Below are 15,212 nucleotides of genomic sequence, written 5' to 3' on the forward strand. Positions count from 1 at the left end.
GTCTTGGAGAGTAGCTTCTACCTTACGAATTAATTGTACTTGTTGGTCTGGAGTTAGTCCTACTAAAAAAGCACTGGCGAACATTTGAATCCAGTTTGCCATACCGAATTCACCTTCTGCTAAGGTAGTGGGACGGTTAAATAAAGCTGCATAGGTAACATCAAATCCTTGTTTTTCTAGTATATTAACGTATTCACCAATGCTGGGAAAATACCAAGGATTTAGTGCTTGTGGGTTATGAATACCAAGGGTTTCTAAAGCATTGTATAAAGCCTCAAGAATGTATTTTATATTACCCTTGCCACCAAACTCAGCTACAAAGCGGCCTCCTGATTTTAATGCTTGATGTATGCTGGCGATCGCTGCTTCTGGCTCTTTTACCCAATGCAGCATCGCATTGGAAAATACGGCATCTAATGGTTTATCTACTCGAAAGTTTCGCGCATCAGCAACATCGAAATGCAAATGAGGATAGTTTTGTCTAGCCTTCTCAATCATTGTGGCTGCATTATCAGTTCCCAAAACCTCTGCACCAGATTGGGCAATTTTTTCCGTCAGTTGTCCAGTACCACAACCTAAATCTAAAATAAATTCTCCTGGTTGGGGATTGAGTAATTGCAGCAAGTCTTCGCCATATTGCCATACGAAACTGTGTTTATCTTGATACAAGGTTGCATCCCAAAAATTTTTTGCTGTCCCAAGATTAGTCATAATTTATGAATTAATGCTTAATAATCACAGTAAAAAATAATTTTAATTATGTCCAATATATTTTTATGGTGTTATTAATATTTAAAAGATATTAATTGCCCTCAAAGATGGAATTACGACACCTACGCTACTTCGTCACTTTGGCAGAAGAACTTCACTTTGGCAAAGCAGCAGAGAGACTGCATATTGCCCAACCTCCCCTCAGCCAACAAATTCGCCAGCTAGAGATAGAATTAGGGTTTGACCTGTTTCACCGTACTAAAAGAACTGTGCGGTTAACAGAGGCAGGACAAGTGTTTTTAGGTGAAGTGCAGCAAATTCTCCAGCAGTTGCAGCAAGCAATTCAATTAGGGCAAACAAGCAGTCGGGGCGAAGTTGGACAGTTGATTGTTGGTTTTGTTAGTTCAGCCGCGTATAACATTTTGCCAATTATTCTCCGAAATTTTCGTGCTTGTACTCCAGCAGTCAAATTAGAATTACACGAAATGACGACAGACCAACAACTAGAATGGTTGAGGGAAGGTGGTATAGATATAGGTTTTATCCGTCCCCCTGTTGAAGAGAACATATTTAACTGGGAGACAATTTTTCAAGAGTCGCTAATGGTAGCTTTACCTGAAACACATCTACTGGCAAATCAATTCAATATTCCTTTAACATCTTTGGGGAATGAGTCATTTATTCTATTTCCGAGAAAAATAGCGCCCGGACTCTACGATTTAATTATCAGTCTTTGTCAACAAGCAGGTTTTAGTCCTCATGTCGCCCAAGAAGCCATCCAAATGCAAACTACCGTCAGTTTAGTAGCAGCAGATATGGGGATAGCTATTGTCCCTGCATCTTTGCAAAATCTACAACGAACCGGAGTAGTTTATAAAAATATCCAAGAAGCCACTGCAAAAGTTGCATTAGCAATGACTTGGCGCAAAAACGAAACATCGCCAACTTTACAGAGATTTCTGCACACAGTTCGAGCGCTTCGGGAGTGTTTTTAAACCCTATTTACCATTGCCATGACTGTAGACAAAGGTACTTCGGCAAAATATTTCTGCTGAAATTGTTCTTCGCTGACGGTGGCTAAAAACTCTGCAATAGCAGTATCGGCGCTGCTGTCAATGATAGTATTAGGACTCCATATAAATTGCAAAGAACGATCTTGTCTTGTGACTGTAAAGCCCCAATATTTTAAAGCTTTGATGCCTAGAAGTAAGCTTCTGTCGCTAATTTTCAGTTTTTCTAAAATTTGTATACGGGTTGCTAATTGATTTGTGCGACTGAGATATTTAGCAATACCAACTAGGGTTAGCCAAATTTCTTGTGGTGGTTGCAGACTGGGTTTAGACCAAGCAAGGACTAATTGTTGATTATTATAGAGCGATCGCCGCCACCAGGCGCGTAAATCATCCCAATTCATGGGGCATTCTTCTAGGATGAGGGACTGGGTATTGGGTGCTGGAGATTGAGGACTAGGGAGGTTGCGCCAGTCGAGAATTTGGGTTGAGTGTTGGGTTTTGAGTTCTGAGTTAGGGTTGGGACGGACGGCGATTAATCTGATTTCGTAGCGTTTTTTAAAGGTGTTGTAGTCTAATTCCGCTATGCAATCACATCTACCTATGGGTAATTCATCTTTGTAATGTCCCCACCAAATACCGGGAAAGGGATTTTTGCTGGAGTCGTCACGGATATCAAATTCGGCTTTAATATACTGTACTTTTTTGCCTTGCGAATCTTGTTGATTGCGATGCCAAGCATTTTCAAACCAGCAATTTTGAATCAAGAGTTTGGGAACAGGGTTGCCCATACCGCAAGGTTCTAGCAATTTTAATTCTAAAAATAACTCTTTACCTAAGTCTGCAACTGTGACTGCTATATCTGCTTGTACTGTTGGGGTGAGATTGACACTACCTAAGGTTTGCCGTAGTTGCTGATTAATTGCTTGGGTAAATAGGGGAATATTTTGGGCTAACAAACTCAACCCAGCTGCAAAGGGATGTCCGCCAAAACGATGTAATAGATGTGCTTGGTGCTTCACCAATTGATATAAATCAACAGAATTCACTGAACGGGCTGAACCACGGGCGAGGGATGGGGAAGAATCTTGCTCATTCTCTAGTCCCTCAGTACTTAATAAAATTGTGGGGCGACCTGTTTCTTGGGCGACTTGTCCGGCGACTAGGCCTAATACGCCTGCTGGCCATTGGGGGTCTTCGAGGACGATGACGCTGGTGGTGGATAAGTCTAACTGTGTAAGTTTTTGGGTGACTTGTGCTTGTACGTCTTTCTGTAAAGATTTACGCCTGGTGTTGGCTAGTTCTGTGACTTCAGCTAATTGATGACAGCGATTGATATCACGACTGGTTAATAGTTCTACACAGAAGCTAGCATCACCTTGAATACGGCTGACAGCGTTAATGCGTGGCCCTAAACCAAAAGAAATATCTGTGGGGCGATCGCCACTCCTCTGGCACAATTCTAATAATCGCCCTACCCCTGGTCTACGCCTGGCTGCTGGTGGTTGTTGAAAATCGGCTTGCAGTCTCTGAATACCCAACTGTGCTAAATAACGACAATCTCCACTTAGTTGTACCAAATCAGCGATTAATCCGACTGCAACTAAATCGAGTAAATCTTCTAAAGGATTTTGGGGTACATCAGGTAAGGATTTATAAAGGGCTTCTATTAATTTATAAGCTACTCCCACACCTGATAAATGAAATAGCTGATGTTCGTTGGGTAAATAACGGGGGTTAATAATTGCTGTGACTGGTGGACGTTCTGGGGGTAAGGTGTGATGGTCTGTCACTATGATATCTATACCTAATTTTTGGGCATAGATAATTTCATCAATATTTGTACTACCTGTGTCGCAGGTGACGATTAATGTACAACCTTGCTTGGCTAAATTAGCAATACCAGCTTCATTCAATCCGTGGGATTCTTTGAGTCGATTAGGAATGTAATAATCTAACTGTTGATGTTGCTGAAAAAATTGCCCTAAACCATCCCACAAAACAGCAGTTGCAGTAATTCCATCAGCGTCAAAGTCTCCCCAAATGGCTATTTTTTCACCTTTGTTGCGTGCTTGTTGTAATCTTGCCACTGCCAACTGTATCTCTTGCCCAAACTCAAAGGCGCTAGCTGGTTGATAAGTTTTAAAGTTAATAAAGGCTGCTAATTGAGATTCTTGTTTTATTCCTCGTTGCCATAATAATTGTGCTGCATATATCCCTTTAGATGTAGCTGCATACTTCTGCACGGCTTGGATAAACCATTCTGGTGGTTGTTCGGTCGCTGTTATAATCCACTGCATTGAATTAATTTTAAAACTTATTAAAGTGGACTTTGTTCATCACTAATTTGATTTTCATTGATTAAGGGATTAATGACTACCTCGTTAGCAACTCCATCCGCTTTACGCGCCCGAATAGCAGGACGAGAACGCCTATAACCTGCTCTCTCAGCTTTTTGATGTTCGTAGTCAATGAGTCTGCCATAATAGGGATGCTTGCTTAAATTCATGGATAGGAAGATATGTTGGCGGATATTACCAAAACCTTTGCGGTTGAAAAATTTAACTGCTGGTGTATTTGTGGGGTCAGTATCTACTAGCATAAATCGCGCCCCATCTTCAATCATCCGAGCCACAACTTTATCAACTAATTTGTCAGCAACTCCCTGACGTTGAAATTTAGGATTTACTCCTAGCCATAAAATGTATCCATAAGTCCAAGATGCCTTTGTAATAATAGTTCCTAGAATAAATCCTGCTAGTTCTCCATCTGTTTCGGCAACTAAACAGTATTCTGGATCTGTGTTATATAGTCCAATTACTTCCCATTCATCCCAAGTACGATAAAGGTAAGGATATAAATCACTAGTAAATAGTTCTTCTCCTAAATGATATACAAGGGCTATATCATCTATGCCTAATTCGCGCACGTAAATAATATCATTTTCAGCAAAGTTTGCCATAATTTTGTTAAAAAATAGAGGCTCAATTAGTCTATTGACATGGAAAGAGATATATATTTTAAGTACTTTTTCCTAAATTGATACTTCTTCAATAGCGTCAAGAGCAGGGAAAGATTTATTGATTGCTTGTGCTGTGATTTCCAGAGAATTTGATTCGCTACTATTTAGTTTATGACCGACTGTCGGTAGGAGGCGATCGCACTTTTTAGCAAATTGGCAATAATCACAGGCTTTACTATTTACTGGTACTTGGGGAAATAAAGTTCCTTGTTGATAATTATTTAGCCATTTAGTTAATTGATCTAGTAATTGATGAAGTTTTTTCGCTGTTTGAGTGTGTAAATTATGACTGTAAGTAAATTGAATATTTTGAGGTTTACCTTGAGATTGTACAAACCAGTAAGTCATCGAAATATTTTCGGGTGAGTATTGGCTAGTTTCAGCTAATACATACATATATAAACGCGTTTGCCAATTCTGGGCTAATTTGCGTTTGTCTGGTGGTTTAGGGTATGTTTTCCAGTCGAAAATTTGGGCTTGTTGGTGGTCTGCAATTAATAAATCGTAGATAACCGTGAGTAAATAGTCTTGAAATTGTAGAGTGCGGTAGTGTTCACTTTCTCGGAAAGTTTGTCTATCGGTTGCTGGGGTAAGAATTTCTGGTGCTGCATTAGCAAAACCAGACATCCAGTTTTGTAGTTGGGTATCAGCTTGCAAGAAACTATCAATTGGCAAACCCATTTCTTGTTGCTGCATTAACAAGTGAAAGCGGCTACCTAAAGTTAGTTTGTCCGTATGGTCGGGATCTAAAGGTGAGTTGAGTTGTTCTAAGTGGGTATGTTGAAATTTACGCGGACAGGTTTCGAGTAAATTCAGTTGTCCTTGGGACAGACGTATTAATTGATTGTCAGTTGTCAGCATAATCCTATTTTAGAAGCGATCGCCTGACTATAACTAATAGGATTTTGGATCTGAGATAAACACCAAGTGGGAATAATAAAGGAATCGGTTTGAGCAAAGTATTTTTATGAGCAAAAAATCTCCCAGAGCCAAAGCTTGTAGCTGTCACAATATTACCTGCTGTCCCGCAAAAGAAGCAGGCAAACTATTTCTCTGGTTTCCCATTCCCCATACCCTGAAAAAAGTCACTGATTATTTACAAAAGTTGGCGATTAAGTTTGAATTGATGGGTGAAAGACCAGGTTTAGGTCTAGGTTGTAGAGCTGGACAAGCCCAAGAGATTGCTCATAGTGTGGCTCAAATCCTGACATCAAGAGAATTGAAAGAGACACAAGTTCTATTCATTCGCGGTGCTATCCAACCGCAACTCCAAGATTTTAGTGACATCTCATCATTACAACGCTTTGTCAAGTTTAGTCAATCCGATTGGTTAGTAGAAATGCTGGCTCAGGAAAGATTCACCAGTCACTTTCAACCAATTGTCTCAATGAAGAATACATCAGAGATTTATGGATATGAAGCATTATTGCGCGGACTAGATGAACAAGGGAATTTAATACCGCCACAGCCCATTGTGGAGTTAGCAACCGAAGCTGGACTTCTTCCTCAACTCGACCGAATTGCTCGCCTGAGTACAATTGCTCAATTCAGCAGTCATCAAGTGAGTGGGCAAATTTTCATTAATTTTGCACCAACGGCGGTTTATGATCCAGCATCTTGTCTTAAAAGTACAGTAGAAGCCATTGATCAAGCAGGTATTTCTCATGAGCGGGTGGTATTTGAAGTTGTAGAGTCAGATAGTCCTCAGGATTTAGATCATCTCAAAGCTGTTCTCAAGTACTACCGGGATGCAGGTTTTTCTATAGCCCTTGATGACCTTGGTTCTGGTTATTCCAGTCTCAACTTACTACATCAATTACGTCCAGATTTTATTAAATTGGACATGGAATTAATTCGAGATGTGCATCAAGACTTATACAAAGCTTCAATTACCGAGAAGCTGTTAGAAATAGCTCAAAAGTTAAATATTCGTACCGTTGCTGAGGGGATTGAGTGCATTGAGGAACTAAATTGGGTACAAGAACGAGGTGCAACTTTTGCTCAGGGCTATTTAATTGCTAAACCTGATATAGTACCTGTGACAACAACACCGCATTTTGATACAAATACATCAACTCTAGTTTTGCATTGTTCTAAGCAGGTTGAGCAGTTTGTCCAACACCAAAGTGAGTCTGAGAGAATTGTTGCTGCTGTTACACAACGTATTCGACAATCGTTAAAGTTAGAGGAAATTTTGCAGACTACCGCAGATGAAGTGCGTCAGCTGTTTGAGGTAGACCGAGTATTAATCTATCGATTTGAGCCAGACTGGAGTGGATTAGTTGCTGTAGAGTCTTTAACGGAAGGATCTATGTCTATTCTGGGGTTTCATATCCTAGATACGTGCTTTCAATCTACCCATGCGGCTTACTACCAACAAGGCAATACTAGGGCGATGGAAGACATTGAAAATGCTGGACTGTCGCCATGTCATCTTCAGCTTTTGCAGAGTTTGCAAATTAGGGCAAATTTGATTGTGCCTATCTTACAAAAAGAACGTTTATGGGGACTATTAATCGCTCATCAATGCACTAGCACCCGACAATGGCAGCAATCTGAGATTAACTTATTTAACCAGCTGGCGAGTCAGGCCGCGATCGCTATTCAGCAATCGGAACTTTATCTACAATTACAGCAAGCAAATCTGGAATTACAGCGCCTTGCTTGTTCAGATGGTCTGACCCAAGTAGCAAATCGACGCTGCTTTGATAATACGATCGCCTTAGTGTGGGAGCATTTAGCACGAGAGCAGGGTTCGTTATCTTTAATTTTGTGTGATGTCGATTGCTTTAAGCTTTATAACGATACATTAGGACATCTGGCTGGAGATGATGTACTCAGGCACGTAGCTGGGGCAATTTCTCGGAGTGTGAAAGGCCCTAGCGATTTAGTTGCTCGGTATGGTGGCGAAGAGTTTGCTGTTATTTTACCCAATACTGATGCGGAAGGGGCGATCGCTGTTGCTAAAGAAATTCAGTCTAATGTGAGTATATTACAACTGCCTCATCCTAGTTCTCAAGTTAGTGAACTCATTTCCTTAAGTCTTGGTTTAGCTACTACTATTCCCGATAGCCAGTCGTCTCCGGCAATTCTAATTGCTGCTGCTGATCAAGGACTATATCAAGCAAAAGCCCAAGGCAGAAATTGTCTAGTTCAGGTGGAGAGGATATGAATCAGGGATTGACGTAATCAGGTTTTTTGCTGGGGTAAGTTGCCAGGTCTCTACACCCCTAAACCCCTAAACCCAGTCTCAACAAAAAATCCGGATGCGTAAGCCCAAATAAAAATAAAAGGTGAAAGAAATGAATTTTGCCTTTTAGTTCATCCTTTCACCTTTTTTATGTACCTGATGCTTATTTAATGTTAGCCTTTGCGTCCCTCACTGCGGCAAGAAAAAATAATCCTGTCAGAGGAATGCTCAAACCCAGGATAACTGCGGTGGTTTGGAAGCCTAAATCTGGTTGTCCATAACTGAGTTCAAACACCGAGCCAACAGCTGCGATCGCGCTTATGCAAGAGCCAGCGAGAAATAAACCGCTTTTTGGAGTTAAATACACTACTAATCCACCCTATGCTACTGGTTTCACTGCCTGATACGAGAAGCCATTTTTAGATAACTCTTGTGCCAAAGTCAAGGAATTATCTACGCGGTCTACAAATACTACACCGTTGAGGTGATCCATCTCGTGTTGAATGCAGCGTCCGAGTAGGTCAGTAGCTTTTAAGGTTTGAGGACGGCCATTTTCATCTTTATAGGCAACTTCTACCACTTCTGGGCGTTTGACATCCATATAAACTCCCGGAATGCTCAAACACCCTTCTTGGGCGCTACAGATTTCGCGGCTGACTTGTTTAATTGTGGGGTTAATTAATACCAGTGGCGGGTTCGCCGGATTATCAGGTTCGCAATCGATGACAATGAGTTGTTTGTTAATTCCTACCTGGGGTGCAGCCAAACCAATGCCATCATTGCTGTACATCGTTTGCAGCATATCGCGGATCAATTGCCGGGTTTCATCATCTACTTTGGTGATCCGCTTTGCTGGTTGACGCAGCACGCGATCGCCTAAATAGTGGAGTTGCAGAGGTGGATTTTTTAACTTTTTTTTCTCAACAGCAATTTCAGAAGGCATGACTTTTGTCGGCTAGATTGTGCAAATTCCTACTGACCTAATTCTATCAATTTAGTCATTAGTCCGTAGAGACGTTGCACGCAACGTCTGTCACTCAAAACAGAATTGTCCAACCTTGCTTTTGAGCCTGTTTTCTGGTGTAGGAAACACCGTCAATCTTGATGCCTTTCTCATCCAGGAGAGTAATAATACCACCATTGTTGTCTAATTGAATACTATTGCTATCAATAGGTATTTTGACAACTTCACCTGAATTAATTACACCATATAGGTTTTGTTTGCGCTTATTCCTATCTGCTATTGACCAACTATCCAAGTCTACTTTCTGAGGTGAAATATTAATTAAGGTAATCGTCTCTTTTGCTACATCCTCACCTGGGGGATTAACTAATGCAGCTACAATTCGCACGGCTCCAGTTGTGACAGTTGGTGTGATGATCTCTATATCGTCTATTCTGTTACCGGTGGTATCATCGGTGTGGAATGACTGAGACTGGAAGGCTAAGAAAATACCTACCCATTGATTTCGGGTTGGGTAGTGAATCAGTAGTCCGCCATCTTGCCAAACACCGTTGTCTTTTTTAAATTGGGCGGCGTTACCCTGGTTCATGTGGATGTCATGAATACCATTTCCTGGAAGAAACCCGAAATATTTGTCTTTGATATCCATTTCGGGTCCCCATCTTTCACCAAAAGGATAGAGGACTGCATCTGTGGAAGCGATCGCCCGTGCAATGTATAATTCCAGCAATTCATTGAGGTCATTATCAGGCCCCGGCACATCATAGGGCAAAGGCTTCATCTGTTTGGGGTCAAACAAATTACCCCGAATGTAGTCTAAAGCAATTCCCCCCGATTGGCGTGGCAACTCATAAAAGCCGAAATCTAACTCTAATAATTCTTTAGTTATGGGATGGGAGAAATTTTCATCCACAAGATAAAGCAATTCTGAAGGGCTTTGCTTTGATTTGACGTTGATAGCAATTCGGTGCTTTTGTTTGTTGTCCGTTACAAGTATTTGGTAATGGGGACTAGAACCTTCACCCAATTTACGATTTAGCGCACGACTTTTTAATACACCATAATTCTTTAAGGGCATTTATTTCTCCTAACTTTTAGGGTGCAGAATGCTACAACTGGATAATTGCTGGTTCACTAAGTTAATTACTAGGTATTGCTGGAATTGGCTAGTACCCAATAGGGTGATTTTTTGCTTTTATGTAGTCAATTAGCCACACACCAACCCTAAGCAATGGGGATAAGCATCAAAATTCGTAGCTAGTAATTTTGCTCCTCGATAAGTTCTAAATACTGATTTGGCCGTCCCTTGCAGATTTGCCACTAGTCTTTGATCCTCAGCATTTGCTTCTCAGGCTAGACTCCACCACGTATTATTTTGCATCAGTAACTGGGTAATTTTTAGACTGCAAGTGCCATCAATACATTCATTATGAGCAACTGATTGTACTGAGAAATTAGAAAGAACTTGAGAAGAATTTAAATAACAAGTTAGATTCTGGAACTTATAGCGTTTCTTCACGAAGATGTGCTTTATTTGTGGACTGTAGAGACATTGCATACAACGTCTCTACATCATTTATTTGGTGCAACTTCATAGAGAATTGGTATTTGAGAGATATCTTCTCTTGTTTCTGGTAATTGCTCCTGATTAATTAAAGAATATTGCTGAAACCAAACTTTCATATCTTTTGGTATCGTAGCAGGAGAAAACCAAGGCAATTCGTTACCTGTGAGCATAATATCAAAGTGTTGAGTGCTTGGTAGTGAACGGGGAATTCAAAATTACCTCCTACCTGTAGGGTATGTTGAATTGATTTGTTCCCAGTCCTTCTTGGTCATGCGAAGCGATCCAGTTGATGGGACAATAAAAATGAGAAATCATGCCTACCTTCATATTGCTTCCGGCCTAAAGGAATCTGTAAAGATGTGGAAAAGAATTGTATTGACGTTGCTATTGGTCTTGAGTTTTAGCTTGAGTAATCCTGATGTAGCCAAGGCTGCTGGATTCAAAAGCTTTGTAGACACTGCTGATGGCTATGAGTTTTTATACCCTAATGGCTGGTTGCAGGTAAAAGTTGCTAACGGCCCTGATGTGGTGTTTCACGATTTAATTGAAATTTCCGAGAATATCTCTGTTGTCATTAGTCCCGTTCCCGATGACAAAAGTTTGAAAGAACTGGGTACACCAACGGAAGTAGGTTACAAATTGGGAAAAGCCGCTTTAGCACCTCCTGATTCTGGTCGCTCGGCTGAACTGGTCAACGCTTCTGAGTACGAATCAGAAGGTAAAACATACTACCACCTTGAGTATTTAGTAAAGCTTCCCAATCAGCAAGAACGACATAACATCGCCAGTGTGGCTGTTAGTCGTGGTAAACTTTTTACCTTTAACGCTTCGATTCCTGAAAAACGTTGGCGAAAAGTTAAAGGGACTATGGAAGATGTGGCGAACTCTTTTGTAGTGTATTAATAGAAAGTAGGAAATAGCTGTTGAGGGTTGAATGTTATCAATAATCAGGTAAATATATCAGGTCAGTTGTAAGACTTGATTGGCACAAAAAATAAACTCCTTCAATAATTAATTGAAGGAGTTACTTTAAGCCTTTATTGATAATTTTAGGAAATTTTTTTGAGCTGCTGGAGCTTAAGTTTGAATCTTTGGTTATGTTTGAGTACTGAACCAGCGCCGAGAGTCCCAAGGGCGATTAAGCTGAGGATAGAATTAGGTTCAGGGACGTTGATGATGGTTGCAGAAAAACTAATGGGTAATTCGCTATCTTCGCTTCCTAAATTTTCAAAACCTGGCGTTAAAGGCGGCACTGAAAAAACCTCTAAATAGCCGGGTGTGGGCAAAAAACTAGCAAAAAATGGACTAGCATAATTTCCGCCTAAAGTTGAATATCCAAAACCGTCACCAGTTAACTGCTGAGTATTCAGACTAATTAAATTGTCAACCCCAAAAGGTTCGTTTCCCGGTATTGCAGTCCCCACAGGTTGCAAACCAGTAATTGTTTCGCCATTTCGTGTACCAGCAATTTCCAAAATCTCGTAGAAACCCAAATTATCAGGGATGTCATTAGTTTTAAAAGTACCTTTTGCTACTATGCCCGAACCAGAATAACTCCACTGCCAAAGTAAAGTAGAGGCAGAGGCGGCTTGCATATTCCCAAACAGCCATCCAGATGAAGCGGTGATAGCTGTAGCAGATAGTAGAGCTAGATTTTTCATTAATGTCGCTATTATGATTGCAGATATTGTGAATGATTTACGTATGTATGGGATTTTCCCACTATTTGTTTTTCACCTAAGTAAATTTTATGAAAACTACACAATTTATACTAGCTTCTGCTTCTCCGGCGCGTCGCCGTTTGCTCCAAACTGTGGGTATTGAACCAATAGTTAGCCCTAGTGATTTTGATGAGTCGCAAATCGAAGAAACTGAACCCGGAAAGTTAGTGCAGATTCTCGCTCAATGTAAAGCGGAGACGGTAGCGCCACAGTTTCCATCAGGGTTGGTGATGGGGTGCGATTCGGTATTGGCTATTGATGGTAAAATTCACGGTAAACCAATAGATGCGGATGAAGCGATCGCTCGTTGGCAATTGATGCGAGGTCAGGTTGGCGACCTCTACACAGGCCATGTTTTGATTGACAATTTACAAAATCGCACTTTAGTCAAGTGTCAAGTAACAAGAGTTTACTTTGCTAATATTAGCGATCGCACTATTCAAGCCTATGTTGCCACAGGTGAACCCCTCAAGTGTGCAGGCGCTTTTGCTTTGGAGGGTTTTGGTAGTTTATTTATAGAAAAAATCGCTGGTTGTCACAGCAATGTTATTGGGTTGAGTTTACCCCTACTTCGACAAATGCTAGAAGAGTTAAATTATGATGTCACTGATTTTTGGAAGTAGTTAGCACTTACCCATGAAACGAAAAATCAATGGTTTGGAGAATGGTATAGGGGTATAAATCAATTCAAAATTCAAAATTCAAAATAAATGTTTGAAACCCCTACACCCCTACACCCCTACACCCCTACACCCTTACCCCCTTACACCCAGTCTCAACAGATAACCTGGGTGCGTAAGTTTTATAATTACCTTTTACCTTCCTCCTCTAATTGACGTTGTGATTGTCTAAAAGCTTGGTACATATCTGGTAAGCGGCTATAGAGTGCAGCGATTTTGAGATACATTTTGTGAGGAATAGCCGGAGTACCAGAAACAACTTCTCCTGGCTTAACATCGTGGAGAATACCTGTTTGAGCAGAAGCAGTCGAGCCGTCACCCATTTTTGCTTGATTAGCAATTCCCACTTGTCCTGCCAAAATCACGCGGTTGCCTAATTTTACACCTCCAGCCATACCAGTTTGGGCGGCGATCGCACAGCCTGCACCAATTTGGCAACCATGAGCAATCTGGACTAAGTTATCAATTTTGGTATCGTATCCCACTCTGGTTTCTCCCACTGAAGGGCGATCAATGGTAGTGTTACAACCTATATCTACGCGATCTTCTAAAACTACATAGCCTGATTGTTCCATTTTGTACCAACCAGTGCGGGTAGGAACAAAGCCAAAGCCTTCCCCACCGATGACAGCACCACTGTGAATAACGCAATCTGCACCAATTTGGCTGCGTTCTTCAATAGTGCAGTTAGCGTGTAAGATGGTGCGATCGCCTATTTTTACACCTGGGTAAATAACTACGTTGGGGTGAATAATTACACCGTTACCAATTTCTACCCCTGGTTGAATCACGACATGGGGGCCGATGTAAACATCATTGCCAATTTTGGCTGTGGGGTGAATGACGGCTGTGGGATGAATTTCTGGGGTTGGGGTGTATGGTTGGTAGAATAGAGCGATCGCTTTAGCAAACAACAATCGCGGTTCTGGTGTCGCCATCCAAACAATACCCCGCTCTTGGGCTTGAGCCTGCATCGCTTCATTTTGTGGCAAAATCAAAGCACTAGCATTTGTCTTAGCGATAAAAGATGCAAACTTTGCACCTTCTATATAGCTGAGAGTACCACTTGTGGCTTCATCAATAGCTGCCATCCCTGTAATTTCAGGGTCATTGTTTGGATTTTGCGTGAGGCTATAGTTTGTCACCTCTAGCTTTGATATGATGTCGCTAAATTTCATGTTGAGCTAACTACTAAAAAGTTACTGTTACTGACAGTTGATAACTTGCTAGTTTATCAGTTTCACTACGGCTGTACTTGGAGATTTTTTATCTGCTTACTTTTTTTGATAAATTGCAACAAACGGCTCATCAATTTCGGGGAAAGTACTATAACTAATGAAATTTTTATGATTAACTTATATGTATATATCTCCTTGATAGTTTGGGGTCTTGAGCGAATATAACCCAGCAAATTGCCGATTACATACTTAATATCAACGGTTCCGTTATTATCAATACTGTCTAGATATAACTCTACATTGTATCTATAAATATTAGATAAACTATGATTTTTCAGGTATTGCGATTCTAAAGGAAGTACTTTCATCGCTTTATCTAAAATAGCCAAACTAGCTTCCCGAATTATTTGTAATTTGAATGACTTGGATGTAACAGAACGGCGATAAAGAACTTGATGCTGTTTGACTACAACAAAAGGCCATTTATATGCCAAGCGCAACCAATAGTCCCAATCTTCACCTGATCTCAATGTAGTATCAAACTCTCCTACCGATGCTATTGCTGCTTTACGAATCAGAGGATTCGAGCCATTGGTGAGAAAATTCGCTAATAACAAATCTGTATATATATTCCCTTCATATAAAGGTTCAAAAGGCTTTAATAATTCTCCTTTATCATCAATTGTATAAGTCCAGCTATAGGCTACACCAGCCTCTGGATGATGATTTAAAGCAGCTAATTGTAATTCAAGCTTATCCGGTGTCCACAAATCATCAGCATCAAGAAAACTTATAAAATCTCCTACTGCGTGAGAAATGCCATGATTGCGAGCGCCAGAAGCTCTACTATTTTCATATGAATAAACTTTCAAGCGCGCGTCATCAACATTTTGTAAAACTTCTACTGTTCTGTCTGTAGATCCATCATTGATCACAATGATTTCCAAATCTGAGAATGTTTGTTGTAGAACTGAGTTAATCGTTTCTAAAATTGTGCGCTCAGCATTATAGGCGGGAATAATTACAGATATTTTAGGCATATTTATTGTCAATCTCCACAATATAAGTTCAGCAATCAAAAAACTATATAAGAGCTTGTTTAAAAATTAGCTCACCACAAATCAACTATGCCAGATAACTCTCAACCTAATTACCTTTAAAGCATCTCT

At 40.6% G+C, this 15,212-nt stretch carries 15 protein-coding genes (1 of these 15 only partly in view); 4 read left to right on the plus strand and 11 right to left on the minus strand.

Going from position 1 to position 15,212, the window contains the following annotated elements; translation table 11 throughout:
* Positions 1-711, minus strand: the 5' portion of a protein-coding gene (locus tag GSQ19_RS09370; RefSeq protein WP_011317678.1) for a class I SAM-dependent methyltransferase. The gene continues 72 nt to the left of window position 1, outside the view; 711 of the gene's 783 nt are visible here — the first part of the coding sequence; it begins with the start codon at positions 709-711; its stop codon lies beyond the left edge, outside the window.
* 107 nt (positions 712-818) lie between these two features.
* Here GSQ19_RS09370 and GSQ19_RS09375 point away from each other — a divergent pair, with 107 nt between their 5' ends.
* Positions 819-1,706, plus strand: coding sequence for a LysR family transcriptional regulator (locus GSQ19_RS09375; protein ID WP_011317679.1), 888 nt, complete (start codon positions 819-821; stop codon positions 1,704-1,706).
* On the opposite strand, the gene recJ is transcribed toward GSQ19_RS09375, so the two are convergent.
* The 3 genes from recJ to GSQ19_RS09390 all read right to left on the minus strand — a co-directional run bounded on the left by recJ (position 1,703) and on the right by GSQ19_RS09390 (position 5,604).
* Positions 1,703-4,021, minus strand: coding sequence for a single-stranded-DNA-specific exonuclease RecJ (gene recJ / locus GSQ19_RS09380; RefSeq protein WP_011317680.1), 2,319 nt, complete (start codon positions 4,019-4,021; stop codon positions 1,703-1,705). The two genes, GSQ19_RS09375 and recJ, sit on opposite strands and share 4 nt — an antisense overlap.
* Positions 4,022-4,041: 20 nt before the next feature.
* A complete protein-coding gene (locus GSQ19_RS09385; RefSeq protein ID WP_011317681.1) occupies positions 4,042-4,683 on the minus strand; it encodes a GNAT family N-acetyltransferase in 642 nt (213 codons plus the stop codon).
* A 72-nt stretch (positions 4,684-4,755) separates the two neighbouring features.
* Entirely contained in the window at positions 4,756-5,604 is an 849-nt protein-coding gene (locus GSQ19_RS09390; protein ID WP_011317682.1) for a PD-(D/E)XK nuclease family protein, read from the minus strand.
* Positions 5,605-5,710: 106 nt separating this feature from the next.
* Here GSQ19_RS09390 and GSQ19_RS09395 point away from each other — a divergent pair, with 106 nt between their 5' ends.
* Positions 5,711-7,915 (plus strand): EAL domain-containing protein, encoded by a 2,205-nt coding sequence (locus tag GSQ19_RS09395; protein ID WP_011317683.1) that lies wholly within the window; start codon positions 5,711-5,713, stop codon positions 7,913-7,915.
* A gap of 181 nt (positions 7,916-8,096) precedes the next feature.
* Here GSQ19_RS09395 and GSQ19_RS09400 read toward each other — a convergent pair whose 3' ends face one another.
* The 4 genes from GSQ19_RS09400 to GSQ19_RS09415 all read right to left on the minus strand — a co-directional run bounded on the left by GSQ19_RS09400 (position 8,097) and on the right by GSQ19_RS09415 (position 10,634).
* Complete coding sequence (locus GSQ19_RS09400) at positions 8,097-8,300, minus strand: hypothetical protein (RefSeq protein ID WP_010997231.1); 204 nt, start codon at positions 8,298-8,300, stop codon at positions 8,097-8,099.
* A 12-nt stretch (positions 8,301-8,312) separates the two neighbouring features.
* The gene (def, locus tag GSQ19_RS09405; protein ID WP_011317684.1) at positions 8,313-8,876 is read right to left on the minus strand and encodes a peptide deformylase; all 564 of its coding nucleotides are present in this window, start codon (positions 8,874-8,876) and stop codon (positions 8,313-8,315) included.
* A 94-nt stretch (positions 8,877-8,970) separates the two neighbouring features.
* Positions 8,971-9,975 (minus strand): DUF2278 family protein, encoded by a 1,005-nt coding sequence (locus GSQ19_RS09410; protein ID WP_011317685.1) that lies wholly within the window; start codon positions 9,973-9,975, stop codon positions 8,971-8,973.
* Positions 9,976-10,469: 494 nt separating this feature from the next.
* A complete protein-coding gene (locus tag GSQ19_RS09415; protein WP_011317687.1) occupies positions 10,470-10,634 on the minus strand; it encodes a hypothetical protein in 165 nt (54 codons plus the stop codon).
* A 187-nt stretch (positions 10,635-10,821) separates the two neighbouring features.
* Here GSQ19_RS09415 and psbP point away from each other — a divergent pair, with 187 nt between their 5' ends.
* Positions 10,822-11,367 carry a photosystem II reaction center PsbP gene (gene psbP / locus GSQ19_RS09420; RefSeq protein WP_041456005.1) on the plus strand — a complete coding sequence of 182 codons (546 nt, stop codon included), beginning with the start codon at positions 10,822-10,824 and terminating at the stop codon, positions 11,365-11,367.
* A gap of 146 nt (positions 11,368-11,513) precedes the next feature.
* Here the strand turns inward: psbP and GSQ19_RS09425 are convergent, their stop codons facing one another.
* Positions 11,514-12,125 (minus strand): PEP-CTERM sorting domain-containing protein, encoded by a 612-nt coding sequence (locus GSQ19_RS09425; RefSeq protein ID WP_011317689.1) that lies wholly within the window; start codon positions 12,123-12,125, stop codon positions 11,514-11,516.
* 89 nt (positions 12,126-12,214) lie between these two features.
* Between GSQ19_RS09425 and GSQ19_RS09430 the strand changes: the two genes are divergently transcribed.
* Positions 12,215-12,808 (plus strand): nucleoside triphosphate pyrophosphatase, encoded by a 594-nt coding sequence (locus tag GSQ19_RS09430; protein WP_011317690.1) that lies wholly within the window; start codon positions 12,215-12,217, stop codon positions 12,806-12,808.
* Positions 12,809-12,993: 185 nt separating this feature from the next.
* Here GSQ19_RS09430 and lpxD read toward each other — a convergent pair whose 3' ends face one another.
* Together lpxD and GSQ19_RS09440 are read right to left on the minus strand one after the other, a co-directional pair.
* Complete coding sequence (lpxD, locus tag GSQ19_RS09435) at positions 12,994-14,043, minus strand: UDP-3-O-(3-hydroxymyristoyl)glucosamine N-acyltransferase (RefSeq protein WP_011317691.1); 1,050 nt, start codon at positions 14,041-14,043, stop codon at positions 12,994-12,996.
* 65 nt (positions 14,044-14,108) lie between these two features.
* Positions 14,109-15,083 carry a glycosyltransferase family 2 protein gene (locus GSQ19_RS09440; RefSeq protein WP_011317692.1) on the minus strand — a complete coding sequence of 325 codons (975 nt, stop codon included), beginning with the start codon at positions 15,081-15,083 and terminating at the stop codon, positions 14,109-14,111.
* Positions 15,084-15,212 lie beyond the last annotated feature (129 nt).

It is taken from the genome of Trichormus variabilis 0441, from assembly GCF_009856605.1.
Lineage (GTDB): Bacteria > Cyanobacteriota > Cyanobacteriia > Cyanobacteriales > Nostocaceae > Trichormus > Trichormus variabilis.

Coding starts and splice junctions, on each gene's coding strand:
- GSQ19_RS09410 (WP_011317685.1), bottom strand. CDS start 9,975: ATGCCCTTAAAGAATTATGGTGTATTAAAAAGTCGTGCGCTAAATCGT.
- GSQ19_RS09425 (WP_011317689.1), bottom strand. CDS start 12,125: ATGAAAAATCTAGCTCTACTATCTGCTACAGCTATCACCGCTTCATCT.
- GSQ19_RS09430 (WP_011317690.1), top strand. CDS start 12,215: ATGAAAACTACACAATTTATACTAGCTTCTGCTTCTCCGGCGCGTCGC.
- recJ (WP_011317680.1), bottom strand. CDS start 4,021: ATGCAGTGGATTATAACAGCGACCGAACAACCACCAGAATGGTTTATC.
- GSQ19_RS09375 (WP_011317679.1), top strand. CDS start 819: ATGGAATTACGACACCTACGCTACTTCGTCACTTTGGCAGAAGAACTT.
- psbP (WP_041456005.1), top strand. CDS start 10,822: ATGTGGAAAAGAATTGTATTGACGTTGCTATTGGTCTTGAGTTTTAGC.
- lpxD (WP_011317691.1), bottom strand. CDS start 14,043: ATGAAATTTAGCGACATCATATCAAAGCTAGAGGTGACAAACTATAGC.
- def (WP_011317684.1), bottom strand. CDS start 8,876: ATGCCTTCTGAAATTGCTGTTGAGAAAAAAAAGTTAAAAAATCCACCT.
- GSQ19_RS09415 (WP_011317687.1), bottom strand. CDS start 10,634: ATGCTCACAGGTAACGAATTGCCTTGGTTTTCTCCTGCTACGATACCA.
- GSQ19_RS09390 (WP_011317682.1), bottom strand. CDS start 5,604: ATGCTGACAACTGACAATCAATTAATACGTCTGTCCCAAGGACAACTG.
- GSQ19_RS09395 (WP_011317683.1), top strand. CDS start 5,711: ATGAGCAAAAAATCTCCCAGAGCCAAAGCTTGTAGCTGTCACAATATT.
- GSQ19_RS09440 (WP_011317692.1), bottom strand. CDS start 15,083: ATGCCTAAAATATCTGTAATTATTCCCGCCTATAATGCTGAGCGCACA.
- GSQ19_RS09385 (WP_011317681.1), bottom strand. CDS start 4,683: ATGGCAAACTTTGCTGAAAATGATATTATTTACGTGCGCGAATTAGGC.